Below are 13,466 nucleotides of genomic sequence, written 5' to 3'. Positions count from 1 at the left end.
ATTGATTCACCAGTAGACGCTCTATTTTTAGAGATAGCTCTCTAGTTTAAGCGTGTTGGTGGTAACAGAATCGAGAAACATTGGCTTCTGATTTGCGCTGCCAAACTTTCTCATGAAAGTAGTAAGCAACTGTATTCAATGTTGGCTCTAACATCGCCATTACTCCACCCACAAAGGCATCACCTGTCAATAAGTAAACCACGGTAAATGCGACGCTGAAATGAATGGTTGCGAAACTAGCCGTTTTTAATTTGGTCATCCATTGACGAGCTTTTAGCGCTGGAACCTGAGCCCACGCCTTTTCATGAAAATAGAAAGCGACGGTATTCACTGAAGGTTCGATCATGGCAATTAAACTACCAATTAAGATGTCGCCAGTGAGTACGTAAGCGACACTAAATGCGATAGTAAAATGAAGTGCTGCAAAGGTTAGTGTCTTTTTCATGATAATTACTCATCGTTGTGTTGTTTCGATAAAGCTATTATTGATAATTATTATCATTAAATAAAATGGGTATTGGAGATTAATTCGATAGGCAAAAACTATCAAAAAGAGTGTGGAGTTTGGAAATGCTGAGGTTCGTCGTGACAGAACCTAGCGGTATAAAAAAAGGTTGACCACAAGGCCAACCTTTCTATTTTAAGCGAGAAGTTCAAAGGCTTCTCATTGAGCGAGGGTTAAAGAGCTGCGATAGTCGCTTTCTGCTCTTCAAGCTTAGCTAGTGTCTCTTGGTAGCCAACTAGCTTCTCACGCTCTTTTGCGATAACCGCTTCAGGTGCTTTAGCAACGAAACCTTCGTTACCTAGCTTGCCTTCGATACGCTTGATTTCGCCGTGCGTTTTCTTCACTTCTTTATCAAGACGAGCAAGCTCTGCATCTTTGTCGATCAGACCTGCCATTGGGATCATCAGCTCAGATTGACCCACTAGCTTAGTCGCACATGCTGGCGTCTCAGCGTCGTCTGCAAGAACCGTTAGGCTATCTAGCTTCGCGAGAGAGTTTAGAACGACCTTATTCGCTTCGATACGTGCCGCATCTTTCTCGTTAGCCACCTTGATCATTACCTCTAGACCTTTGCTAGGTGCAATGTCGTATTCCGCACGTAAGTTACGGATAGCCGTGATGAAAGTTTTAACCCATTCGATGTCTTCTACGATCTCAGCGTTGAAGTTCTCTTCGTTAAACTGAGGAAGCGCTTGAGTCATGATAGTGTCGCCTTCAACACCGTCTACTAGCGGTTTAACGCTCTGCCAGATAGATTCAGTGATGTAAGGAAGTACTGGGTGCGCAAGACGTAGCGTCTTCTCTAGAACAGTGATCAGCATGTAGCGAGTTGCTTGTTGCTGAGCTTCTGTACCTTTCCAAAGAACAGGTTTAGTTAGCTCTAGGTACCAGTCACAGAATTGGTTCCAGATGAATTCGTAAAGCGTGTTCGCAGCCATGTCTAGACGGAAGTTGTCTAGGTGAGCGTTAAACTCTTTCGCTGCTAGTTCAAACTGAGATTCAATCCACTTATCTGCTAGAGAGAATTCCATGTTTGCACGGTCTTCAGCCGACAGTGACATGCCACAATCGTGCTCTTCTGTGTTCATCAGTACGTAACGGCTCGCGTTCCATAGCTTGTTACAGAAGTTACGGTAACCTTCAAGACGCTTCATATCCCAGTTGATGTCACGGCCAGTAGAAGCCATAGCAGCAAGAGTGAAACGTAGCGCGTCAGTACCGTATGGTTCGATACCGTTTTCGAAAGTCTTACGCGTGTTCTTCTCGATCTTCTTTGCTAGCTGAGGCTGCATCATGTTGCCACAACGCTTCTCTACTAGAGACTCAAGGTCGATACCATCGATCATGTCGATAGGGTCAAGAACGTTACCTTTAGACTTAGACATCTTGTCGCCGTTTTCGTCACGGATTAGACCCGTTACGTAAACTGTCTTGAATGGTACTTGTGACTTACCATTTTCATCTTTGTTGAAGTGCATGGTCATCATGATCATACGTGCAACCCAGAAGAAGATGATGTCGAAGCCTGTTACTAGAACGTCTGAAGGGTGGAACGTCTTAAGGTCTTCAGTTTGCTCAGGCCAGCCTTGAGTACCGAACGTCCATAGTGCAGAAGAGAACCATGTATCTAGTACGTCGTCGTCTTGGCGCAGTACAACGACTGGAGCAAGGTTGTTGTTTGCACGTACTTCTTCTTCAGTACGGCCTACGTATACGTTGCCATCGTTGTCGTACCATGCCGGGATACGGTGACCCCACCAAAGCTGACGAGAGATACACCAATCTTGAATGTCACGCATCCAAGAGAAGTACATGTTTTCGTACTGTTTAGGAACGAACTGGATTTCACCATCTTCAACCGCTTTAACAGCAGGCTCTGCAAGAGGTGCAGCGCGTACGTACCATTGGTCAGTTAGCATTGGTTCGATAACTACGCCACCACGGTCGCCGTAAGGTACCGTTAGATCATGATCTTTGATTTCATCAAGAAGACCAAGCTCTTCAAATTCAGCAACGATCGCTTTACGAGCAGCAAAACGCTCCATACCGTGGTATTTAGCTGGTAGCTCAGTTGAGTAAACATCGCTAACTTCACCGTTAGTAGTGAAGACTTCAGCCGTATCACGAATGTCTGCGTTGAAAGTTAGGATGTTGATCATTGGCAGGTTGTTACGCTTACCAACTTCGTAGTCATTGAAATCGTGCGCAGGCGTGATCTTCACACAACCTGTACCTTTTTCCATATCTGCGTGCTCATCGCCTACGATAGGGATCAGACGGTTAACGATAGGAAGCAGGATCTCTTTACCGATAAGATCTTTGTAACGTGGATCTTCTGGGTTTACCGCAACACCCGTATCACCTAGCACGGTTTCTGGACGAGTGGTCGCAACAACAATGTAGTCTTTGCCTTCCGCTGTTTTCGCGCCATTTGCTAGCGGGTAGCGGAAGTGCCACATGTGGCCTTTTTTGTCTTTGTTTTCAACTTCAAGATCAGAAATTGCGGTGTGCAGTTTAGGATCCCAGTTTACTAGACGCTTACCACGGTAGATTAAGTCTTCTTCATATAGACGAACAAACACTTCTTGAACAGCGTTAGATAGGCCGTCATCCATTGTGAAACGCTCGCGGTCCCAGTCTACAGAAGCGCCTAGGCGACGAAGCTGCTTAGTGATTGTGCCACCAGATTCGTTTTTCCATTCCCAGATTTTGTCGATGAAAGCGTCACGACCGTAGTCGTGCTTAGTTTTGCCTTCTTCAGCTGCGATTTTACGCTCAACAACCATTTGAGTTGCGATACCAGCGTGGTCCGTACCCACTTGCCAAAGGGTGTTTTTGCCCTTCATACGCTCAGCACGGATCAGAGTATCCATGATAGTGTCTTGGAACGCGTGACCCATGTGTAGGCTACCAGTGACGTTCGGTGGCGGGATCATGATGCTGTAAGCTTCTTTTGATGTGTCACCGTGTGGCTTGAAGTAGCCTTTCTCTTCCCAAGCCTGATACAGGGCTTGTTCGATTGATGTTGGGTTATATGTCTTTTCCATAGTGCTCTTTTACGGATACTGTGAATGGTTAATCTTGGTCAAACTTCATAAGTGAAGCTTCTTGAACCTTAATTCAAAGATAGCTTTAACTATGAGGTTTGACTATGGATGCTGAATCTCAATCGTTTGTAACTGATACCCAGCTTGACGGTAAATTTTATACCTTTCGCGCGCGAGTTGCTTCGCTTTTTCTTCGCAAGGCACGAAGTCTATCACCTGAGCAAAGGCGTTCGCAAAGGTTGTATGATTATCGGCCACATTTATTACCAATTGACGGTTCCAATTGGGCTTAACGCCCTCGTAACCTATTTCAATATTGGTGGCATACTTTGGACCTTCACCAACCAAGTTGTGTGCCATAAACTGCTCGGGTTCGACTTGCCAGAAGATTTCAGCAAGGCTCTCGGCATGCGCTTTGTCGTTGCAGTTTAGGTAGAGTTTTGCGCCTTGCTTAGTAAAGTGGTGAGCGAGAAACAACACGTACTCGGCAAAACCTTGTGGCTCTGCTTGAGGGCTGTCTGGCGACACGATGTAAAAAGTGGCTGTCTGCATAACGCTACTCAAACTCGATAAAAGCGAGGGATAAGTTTCCCATCATAAGTTACTAAAAAAGGGCCCGTAGGCCCTTTTTATTATATTTGAAGATTACTCTTCAGTCTCATGGCCGCTGCGGTTCAATAAGAATTGGACTAGCATTGAGACTGGACGACCAGTAGAGCCTTTCGCTGCACCAGACTTCCACGCAGTACCTGCGATGTCGATGTGTGCCCAGTTGTATTTCTTAGTGAACTTAGACAAGAAACAACCTGCAGTGATAGTACCACCAGGGCGGCCACCAATGTTTGCCATGTCAGCAAACGGGCTGTTTAGTTGTTCGTGGTACTCGTCTGCCATTGGTAGACGCCATGCACGGTCACTTGCTTGCTCAGATGCGTTAACTAGCTCGTGAGATAGCGGGTTGTGGTTCGATAGAACGCCACTGATGTGGTGACCTAGAGCAATGACACATGCGCCTGTTAGCGTTGCAACGTCAACCACACAGTCTGGTTCGAAACGCTCAACGTAAGTCAGTGCATCACACAGAACTAAACGGCCTTCCGCATCAGTGTTTAGTACTTCAACAGTTTGACCAGACATCGTTGTTAGGATGTCACCTGGACGATAAGCATTGCTACCTGGCATGTTTTCACAACCAGCAAGAATACCAACAACGTTGATCGGTAGGTTCAGTTTAGCGAGCGCTTTCATCGTACCGAATACAGATGCCGCACCACACATGTCGTACTTCATCTCATCCATGCCTTCGCCCGGCTTCAGTGAGATACCGCCTGAATCGAATGTTAGGCCTTTACCAACCAGTACAATTGGTTTTGCATCAGAGTCTGGTGCGCCCTTGTACTCCATGATAGACATCATAGATTCGTTCTTAGAGCCACGACCTACCGCTAGGTAAGAAGTCATGCCCAGTTTTTCCATCTCTTCTTCACCAATGATCTTAGTCGTCACTGTGTCGAAGTCGTCAGCAAGGCGACGAGCTTGAGATGCAAGGTATGCTGGGTTCGCGATGTTTGGTGGCATGTTGCCAAGATCTTTCGACGCTTTTACACCTGAAGCAATAGCTAGACCGTGAGAGATCGCTTTTTCACCTAGGCTTAGCTCACGACGCGTTGGTACGTTAAATACCAGCTTACGTAGTGGGCGACGAGTCTCAGGCTTGTTGCTCTTGAATTGATCAAATGTGTATAGGCCATCTTTAGTTGCTTCAACCGCTTGGCGAACTTTCCAGTAAGTATCGCGGCCTTTGACGTGCAGTTCAGTTAGGAAACATACTGCTTCCATAGAACCTGTTTCGTTAAGCGTGCTGATGGTTTTTTGGATAATTTCTTTGTATTGGCGCTCACCTAGTTCACGCTCTTTGCCACAGCCTACTAATAGAACTCGTTCTGAAAGTACACCTGGTACTTGATGCAGTAGTAGCATCTGGCCAGGTTTACCTTCTAGGTCACCACGTCGAAGTAGTGAACTGATATAGCCATCACTGATCTTATCTAGCTGTTCGGCTACTGGAGAAAGGCGGCGTGGTTCGAATACACCGACAACGATACATGCGCTGCGTTGTTTTTCTGGACTGCCACTTTTTACACTGAACTCCATGCGTACTCCTACATCCTGAAGACAAATAGAACTAAATGTTAGATAATGCGTTCTTACTTGTTGGATCCTACAATGGAACTAACCTTACAGAAGAGCGCTAACACTTAGCTAAAAATTTAAAAATAAAAGGTTCAACGGGAAATTATAGTGATTCAATCAAAAAAACAAGTTTTGTATAGGTAATTTGAGCGTGATTATTGTTAGATATTTGATCCGCGAGACAATCAAGAGTCAATTTGCGATCTTTTTTGTCCTTTTTCTTGTCTTTCTCAGCCAAAAATTTATTAGTGTTTTGGCTGACGCCTCGGACGGTGATATTCCCGCAAGTCTCATTTTATCGATTGTTGGCCTGAACATGCCGGCGATGGGGCTGTTGATGTTACCGCTGAGTATTTATATCGGTATCCTGCTGACATTTGGCCGACTCTACGCTGAAAGTGAAATCGTGGTGATGAACGCCACTGGCATCGGCAACAAATTTTTAATTCAGGCTGCACTCTACCTAGCCTTGATTACAGCGAGCGTTGCGGCATTCAACTCGCTATGGCTATCGCCATGGTCGCAAGATAAAGTTGAACAGCTCTATGAAAAAGTGGCAGCTGAGAACAGTGTTGATCTATTACCTAAAGGCAAATTCGAAAGCACTCCTGATGGTTCTTCTGTTGTTTTTATTGATGATATCAAGGGCAATAAGCTGGAAAATGTTTTCGTGGCTCAGATTGCGCCTCGTGACTCAATTCTACCAAGTGTGATGTTCTCTTCCTCCGGTGATGTAAAAGAGTTAAGTGATGGCAGACAAGTGATCGCTATGTACGATGGCACGCGCTATGAGGGAGTTCCGACGCGTGTTGATTATATGATGACGCACTTCGACGAGTACGAAGGACTAATTGGTCAGCGAGACGTTAAAAAGAAAGGGCGTGACTGGGAAGCAATCCCGACTCTGGATCTAATTAACCACCCAGACAATAATGCCAAGGCAGAGCTGCAATGGCGTATCTCTTTGGTCATCTGTATTCCGCTTCTAACTATGTTGGTTGTTCCATTGTCAGCGGTAAACCCAAGGCAAGGTCGCTTTGCCAAAATGGGACCTGCGATTTTGATCTACCTAACATACTTCTTAGCGATCAGTGCAACGAAGTCGTCAATAGAGGAGGGCAGCATCCCAGCCGCTATTGGTATGTGGCCAATCAATGCCGTGTTGTTGATTGTGGCTGTCTCTGCAAACTTTATGGATAGCGTGCCAGTAAGGCGCATGAAAGAAAAATTCAAGAAGAAAAGGTTGGCCTAAACCGTGTTTAAGATTCTCGATTTATATATTGGCAGAACCATTATCTCTACCACTGCTTTGGTGCTTGTGACGTTTGTTGGCCTGTCTGGGATCATCAAATATGTTGAGCAGTTAAGAAAGGTTGGTCGCGGTACTTATGATCTGCTTCAGGCTTTATATTTTGTTCTTCTGAGTATTCCTCGTGATATCGAAATGTTCTTCCCGATGGCAGCGCTATTAGGGGCATTGATCGGTTTAGGTATGTTAGCTGCAAGTTCTGAGCTGGTGGTTATGCAAGCGGCAGGGTTCTCTAAGTTAGATATCGGCCTATCGGTACTTAAAACAGCAGTCCCTCTGATGATCATAGTAACCTTGCTTGGTCAATGGGGTGCACCGCAAGCGCAGAAGATGGCTCGTGATCTAAGAGCTATCTCTATCTCAGGCGGCAGTATTGTTTCGACGCGAAGTGGTGTTTGGGCTCGTGACGCCAATGACTTTATTTTTATTGCCAAGGTCGATGATGAAAGGCTGTATGGCATAAATATGTGGCGTTTTGACCAAGATAAAAAGCTCCAGTCGACCATATTCGCTGAGCAGGTTGATTATGATGGTAACAACACTTGGACAATGTCGGACGTGCAGATCACATCATTTGAGGATGATGTTCAAATTACCAAGGAGAGCTTACCGGCTTATTCTTGGGAAACATCTCTGGCTCCCGACAAACTGGCCATCGTAACCGTGAAACCTGAGGAGCTTTCGTTAAGCGGTTTATATGATTATGTCTCTTACCTGCAAGCTTCTGAACAAGATGCGTCTCGTTATGAGCTCGCTTTCTGGCGTAAGGTAACTCAGCCTCTGTCGATTGCTGTGATGATGCTGATGGCACTCTCGTTTATCTTTGGGCCACTAAGAAGTGTGACTATGGGCGCGCGGATCTTGTCGGGGGTGATTGCGGGCTTTACTTTCTATATATCGAGTGAGTTCTTTGGGCCAGTCAGCTTGGTGTACCAGATACCTCCCGTATTTGGGGCAGTCGCGCCAAGTATTGTGTTCTTTGGTATCGCTTTGATGCTGCTAAGACGAAAGCTATAAAAGCTATTGATGAGAAAAGGGAAGGCGAGTGCCTTCCCTTTTTTATATTTGAAACCATTTCTTTAGCGACTATTGTGCTTTCGGTAGTACCACCACTTGGGTTTTAGCCCAGATATCATGGAAGCCACGTTTTTTAGGATCAAACGGAACACACAAATTGGCTAATCCAAATCCAGATGTACCTAAACGAATTAGAGCCTGAGTGACGCTAATTGCAGAGCCATCACTGTTTTGTACACGAAGTTTCCAAGCTCGCATACCTAGAGTTTGTCCTGCGCGAGTCCAGAAAAACACAAAGAAGTAACACCAAACTACCACAAGGTAGAAAGTGTAAGCTGGGCTCCAGATAGGGTGATTCGTCAGGAAGTCGCTCACATCTGCGTAACCTGAATGGGTAAACAGTCCCATTGCCATAAGGGCGTGGAGCAGAGCAACAACTACGCCCGCAGCCATCATTTCGATAGCAAGGACAATCAGCGCATCATAGAACAGAGCACCTAAACGGCGAAACATACCAGCGGGTGGTAGTGTATTAGTAGAGGTCATGACAGTACTTCTTTTAAAAATTTGGCGTCAGAATATAGGCTAAGCCCAAAAGTGGAAAGAGACATTGCGCACAGCTTATAACTTAGTGGCAAAATTTTGGATAAACATACCCATCGTCAGGTTTTTGATTTGCTCAATATGTTTATTTACCTTTCTGCCAAGCCATTCGCTCTCACCAAAAACGAAAAACTAACCACAACATGTAATGAGGTTAGTTTATAGCGATAATTATGGTTAGCTCTCAGACAGCCTCATTACTGTACTTGAAACATTTTCAGCCCCTTTGTGGATTTCATCCATCACCGTAGAAACTTCGGTAATTTTGGCATTTCCTTCTTCTGAAATTAATGACATTTCGGTCATTCTAGTCGTGACTTCATTGATTAATCCCTGATTCTCTTCAACAACTTTTACAATCTCGTCAGTGGAATCTGAAGTGCGTGAAGCGAGTTGGCGTACTTCGTCTGCTACAACAGCAAAACCTCTACCATGTTCACCGGCTCTAGCTGCTTCGATGGCTGCGTTCAGTGCCAAAAGGTTAGTTTGATCAGCTATTCCCTGTATGGTTGCTACGATGTTTTGAATGTTTTGCGAACTATCTTTCAGTTGTTGGACTTTTTGCGCCGTTTCTACTGCTTTCTGAGATACATTCAATGACGATTTCACAGAATCGGCCAAAAGCCTCAACCCCTCTTCAGCGATTTGCGCTGTTTCTATTGATGTTGAGTAAGCTATCTCAGACGCTTCGGTGATAGCTCGATTTCGTTCAATACGCTCGGTAATATCACTTGAAAATTTTACTATTTTTACAACATTCCCAGACTCGTCAATGACTGGATTGTATGTCGCTTCGATCCAGACTCTTGATCCATGAGAGCTACGACGTTGGAAAAGCCCTGATTTAATCTGCCCACTTTGTAACTCTTGCCAGAAGCGCGGGTTTTCATTGTAGAAATCATCAAAACAGAACATGCGATGATGTTGGCCTTCTACTTGATGGGCACTATAGCCCAGTGTATTTAAGAAATTAGAATTTGCCTTAAGAACGGTTCCTTGTGGGTCAAATTCAATAATGGCTTGAGATTTATCTAAAGCTGAAAAAAGCGCTTCGTTTCTCTGTTTTTCATAGTAAAAATCAGTGATATCGGAAGCAATTTTTCCTATACCAGTAACACTGCCTTGGGAGTTCTTAATCGGAAAATATGTTGCTTCAAGAATGACAATTTCACCTTTCTTATTAATCCTTTCAAAGGTTCCCTTTTTAGTCGTTCCATTAGCAAGATCTCTCCAAAAGCTCTTATAAACAGATGAGTAAACATGGCTATCTGAACAGAAAATTTTGTGGTGTTTGCCAATAACTTCGTGTAACGAGTATCCAACCACACTCAAAAACAACGGGCTTGCGTCTTGAATGATTCCTTCTAGGTTGAACTCGATCCATGCAATATGATTTTTTAAGGAATCGTATACATTATCCGAATGACTGGACTCTATCACTAGCTCTTTCTTCTTAGAAAAAAACATGAATTGACCTTACTTAATAAGAGGGGGAATGGTTACTGACATTTGTATAATTATTGCGATCAGACAGTTATGACCTTTTAATTTGACTAATCTTTTATTTGCGAAGCATATCACATTGCATTCGATTATCTTCAGGAGTTTCATGAGCTGTAGACCATTGATACCTCTCATGCCGTTGACAGCACTACCTGCCTTGTAGTGAAAGAGAGTGCCCATTTTCTTCATCTAAAATCTATCTCTGAGAGCGTATCACCGTCGTTTCTTCATCATGAATAGCTCAGACTTCGTTAAAAATCTCGCGTAAGACGCTGGGTTAACACCAACAGTTGGAAGCGACATAGGGCACAGCTTATGGCCTGGTGGCGAAATTATCGGCAAACACACGTAATTTCAAGTTTTTATACTTGCGACATTCATACGCATACGTATAATGCCAAACATCGAAAGGGCAATAGCCCCCAGATAATGCCGGTATGGTGAAATTGGTATACACGACGGATTCAAAATCCGTTGCCTTCGGGCGTGGCGGTTCAAGTCCGCCTACCGGTACCATATTTTAAGACAGAGCCTCAACGAAAGTTGGGGCTTTGTTGTATCTGGAGCTTGGAAAGCGTTACCTTCGCGGTGGCGGCAGGAATGCCTGTCCAATCAGTCCGCCTACCGGTACCATATTTTAAGACAGAGCCTCAACGAAAGTTGGGGCTTTGTTGTATCTGGAGCTTGGAAAGCGTTACCTTCGCGGTGGCGGCAGGAATGCTTGTCCAATCAGTCCGCCTACCGGTACCATATTTTAAGACAGAGCCTCAACGAAAGTTGGGGCTTTGTTGTATCTGGAGCTTGGAAAGCGTTGCCTTCGTGGTGGCGGTAGGAATGCCTGTCCAATCAGTCCGCCTAACCGGTACCATATATAGAAAGGTCGCTTTTATAGCGACCCTTTGTCGTTTTTGGAGTGTGGGGTACGGTTTTTCAGCGCTAGTAAAAGGTAGCAAGCCTAAGAATTGCTTGCTTAGGTTTTTCATGTGAAGTCGCTTCATCGTCCCTCTATTTTGTTTAATAAATGGAAGTAAGATTTTATTAATTATTGATTGTTTTATAATTAATAAGGCGAAAAACTAAGAGGTTCGCTTTAGAAGGGGACATCAGAAACTGGTATCATTTCTGCTTTGTATCATAATGATGCTGTCATAACTTCTTTAAATGATGAGCGAAAATCTAGCGTTTGTATAAAGCATAGGTTTTGAAGTCGACATTAGCATTGTCTTGAATAACAGATAGATCCAATCGTGAGTCTTGTTCAGCTGCAAGCTCTCAATTTTACGCGTAAATACGAGTATTGGCATGAACATAGTCATTTGTGACGACTCCTCACTAGCAAGAAAGTCTCTTCAGCGTTGTATCTCTCCAGCAGCTTTCGGCATCGTTACCTTCATGTGTTCAAATGGGCGTGAAGCGATCGCAACAGTCATTGAAAATAGTATCGATCTGATGTTTCTTGACCTAACTATGCCAGAGATGGATGGTTATGAGGTGCTTCAGTATTTGCAAGAATACGGGATAAGTACCGATGTAGTAGTGATTTCAGGGGATGTTCAGCAAGCAGCTAAAAGACGGTGCATGGAGCTGGGTGCCTCTTCATTTATCGCCAAGCCATTTAATCAAGACGAAATAACTCGCCTTATTCAAAGTTACGTTTTTAAAAATCCTACCACTGATCAATTGCAACATTCGGTTCAAGAAGAACCTGATATCGATCCGCTCAGTAAGTTCCGAGAGATCACCAACATTGCGCTTGGTCGAGGTGCTGCAGTGATTTCTGATCGTATTGGTAAGTTTATCGATCTACCAGTACCGAATGTCGGGATTGTTGAAGCGAGTGAGCTGAATATGATCATTGCAGACGCTTTACATAGAGACTCGATACATGCGGTGACTCAACGGTTTGTAGGGAATGGTATTCATGGTGAGTCCTTAGTATGTATGCGAGGACTGGACATTGGTGGGTTAGGCCATGCGTTAGGCTTTCCAACGAGTGAATCAAACCATAATGAGATGATTCTCAACATTGCTAACTTATTGGTTTCGACCTATTTGAACTCTTTAGCAAGCCAGCTGGTGGTCGATTTTTCTCTGCGTCAGCCAGTTACTGTCTCTAAAAACGAACGAGATGAGTTCTTGTCGGTCCATCATGTAGAACAGAGTGCATTCACGGTCGAGTTTACCTACCTTGCTGAGAATTTGGATTTTGAATGTGAAGTGCTACTGCTTTTAGATGGTGAGTCGGTTGAGACTTTATACCGTTTAATGGAGGTGTTGTAATGAGTCAGATCACCTTCGAAATGGACGAATTGCATTGGGCTTTACAAGTCATGGATACTATTGACGTTGGGCTGGTGGTTCTAGACCTCGAGCATAATGTGTGTCTATGGAATAGCTTCATGCAGAGCTATAGTGGCATTAATGGTGATAGAATCCTTCATCAAAACTTGTTTGATGTTGTACCTAATCTTCCTCAAGAGTGGCTTAAAGCTCAAATATCTGCCTGTAGTGAACTAAAAAGTCGAATCTTTTCAAATTGGGAAGACAGACCTCACATCTTTGATTTCAAAAATTACTCACCGCTGTCACATCAACGTATTAATATGTATCAAAACATAGTAATGACGCCATTAACGTCATTAAATGGGCGAGTATCTCATGTCTGCTTGATGGTACAAGACGTGTCGGATGTGGCTAGCAGCAAATTGTATTTACGTGACTCAAATGAACGCTTATCAACAATGAGCCGTACGGATGGATTAACCGGGTTGTTTAATCGAGCGTTTTGGGAGTCTTGCCTCGCTCGAGAGTTCGAAAGTGCAAAGTTGCAATCCCAAGCATCTGCGTTAGTGATATTTGATATTGACCATTTTAAGAATGTTAATGATACCTATGGTCATAGTGCAGGAGATGAAGTTATCCGACAAACCGCTCGGTTATTGAAAAAAACCGCAAGAAACTCGGATCTATGTGGTCGTTATGGCGGAGAAGAGTTCACGGTTATCCTCCCAGGAACAACCGCCGATCAGGCACATTACTTTGCTGAACGGCTGCGTAAAAGAGTCGAAAAGTACGCGGTTGATACCTCATCTGGCTCAATTAACTTCACCATTAGTATTGGCGTATGTGAACTTTCCTCTTGTACCGCAAGTCATCTGGAGTGGCTTGAATCTGCAGACAAAGCTCTTTATCAGTCGAAGCAATCTGGGCGTAATCAAACAACCTTGTTCCCATTTAATGAGCTTCTCCTTAAGTAAATACAGATTTATCCTAAATAAATCATAAGATT

10 protein-coding genes and 1 tRNA gene are annotated in these 13,466 nt (G+C 44.1%); 5 read left to right on the top strand and 6 right to left on the bottom strand.

The window, feature by feature from the left end; genetic code table 11:
- Nucleotides 1-46: 46 nt before the first annotated feature.
- From vsple_RS12230 to pepA, 4 genes are all read right to left on the bottom strand, one after another.
- Nucleotides 47-445 carry a DUF2061 domain-containing protein gene (locus vsple_RS12230; RefSeq protein WP_261882129.1) on the bottom strand — a complete coding sequence of 133 codons (399 nt, stop codon included), beginning with the start codon at nt 443-445 and terminating at the stop codon, nt 47-49.
- Nucleotides 446-678: 233 nt separating this feature from the next.
- On the bottom strand, nt 679-3,552 hold the full coding sequence (locus vsple_RS12225; RefSeq protein WP_261882128.1) for a valine--tRNA ligase: 2,874 nt from the start codon (nt 3,550-3,552) through the stop codon (nt 679-681).
- A 102-nt stretch (nt 3,553-3,654) separates the two neighbouring features.
- On the bottom strand, nt 3,655-4,104 hold the full coding sequence (locus vsple_RS12220) for a DNA polymerase III subunit chi (protein WP_261882127.1): 450 nt from the start codon (nt 4,102-4,104) through the stop codon (nt 3,655-3,657).
- A 93-nt stretch (nt 4,105-4,197) separates the two neighbouring features.
- Entirely contained in the window at nt 4,198-5,706 is a 1,509-nt protein-coding gene (pepA, locus tag vsple_RS12215; protein ID WP_032553239.1) for a leucyl aminopeptidase, read from the bottom strand.
- 190 nt (nt 5,707-5,896) lie between these two features.
- Here pepA and lptF point away from each other — a divergent pair, with 190 nt between their 5' ends.
- A complete protein-coding gene (gene lptF, locus vsple_RS12210; protein WP_261882126.1) occupies nt 5,897-6,997 on the top strand; it encodes an LPS export ABC transporter permease LptF in 1,101 nt (366 codons plus the stop codon).
- Between the two features lie 3 nt (nt 6,998-7,000).
- Nucleotides 7,001-8,071, top strand: coding sequence for an LPS export ABC transporter permease LptG (gene lptG, locus vsple_RS12205; protein WP_261882125.1), 1,071 nt, complete (start codon nt 7,001-7,003; stop codon nt 8,069-8,071).
- A 69-nt stretch (nt 8,072-8,140) separates the two neighbouring features.
- Here lptG and vsple_RS12200 read toward each other — a convergent pair whose 3' ends face one another.
- Both vsple_RS12200 and vsple_RS21945 read right to left on the bottom strand, forming a co-directional pair.
- A complete protein-coding gene (locus vsple_RS12200; RefSeq protein ID WP_261882124.1) occupies nt 8,141-8,617 on the bottom strand; it encodes an RDD family protein in 477 nt (158 codons plus the stop codon).
- Between the two features lie 234 nt (nt 8,618-8,851).
- A complete protein-coding gene (locus vsple_RS21945) occupies nt 8,852-10,141 on the bottom strand; it encodes a methyl-accepting chemotaxis protein (RefSeq protein ID WP_276540049.1) in 1,290 nt (429 codons plus the stop codon).
- A 467-nt stretch (nt 10,142-10,608) separates the two neighbouring features.
- Between vsple_RS21945 and vsple_RS12185 the strand changes: the two genes are divergently transcribed.
- The 3 genes from vsple_RS12185 to vsple_RS12175 all read left to right on the top strand — a co-directional run bounded on the left by vsple_RS12185 (nt 10,609) and on the right by vsple_RS12175 (nt 13,434).
- Nucleotides 10,609-10,693: transfer RNA gene (locus vsple_RS12185), tRNA-Leu, on the top strand.
- A gap of 786 nt (nt 10,694-11,479) precedes the next feature.
- Entirely contained in the window at nt 11,480-12,457 is a 978-nt protein-coding gene (locus vsple_RS12180; RefSeq protein WP_255229856.1) for a response regulator, read from the top strand.
- Nucleotides 12,457-13,434: a GGDEF domain-containing protein gene (locus vsple_RS12175; RefSeq protein ID WP_261882123.1), complete on the top strand. Its 978-nt coding sequence runs from the start codon at nt 12,457-12,459 to the stop codon at nt 13,432-13,434. Before vsple_RS12180 ends, vsple_RS12175 begins: the two co-directional genes overlap by 1 nt.
- Nucleotides 13,435-13,466: the final 32 nt, after the last annotated feature.

It is taken from the genome of Vibrio pelagius (assembly GCF_024347575.1).
GTDB lineage: Bacteria > Pseudomonadota > Gammaproteobacteria > Enterobacterales > Vibrionaceae > Vibrio > Vibrio pelagius.
This window is presented reverse-complemented; position numbering and strand designations above follow the sequence as displayed.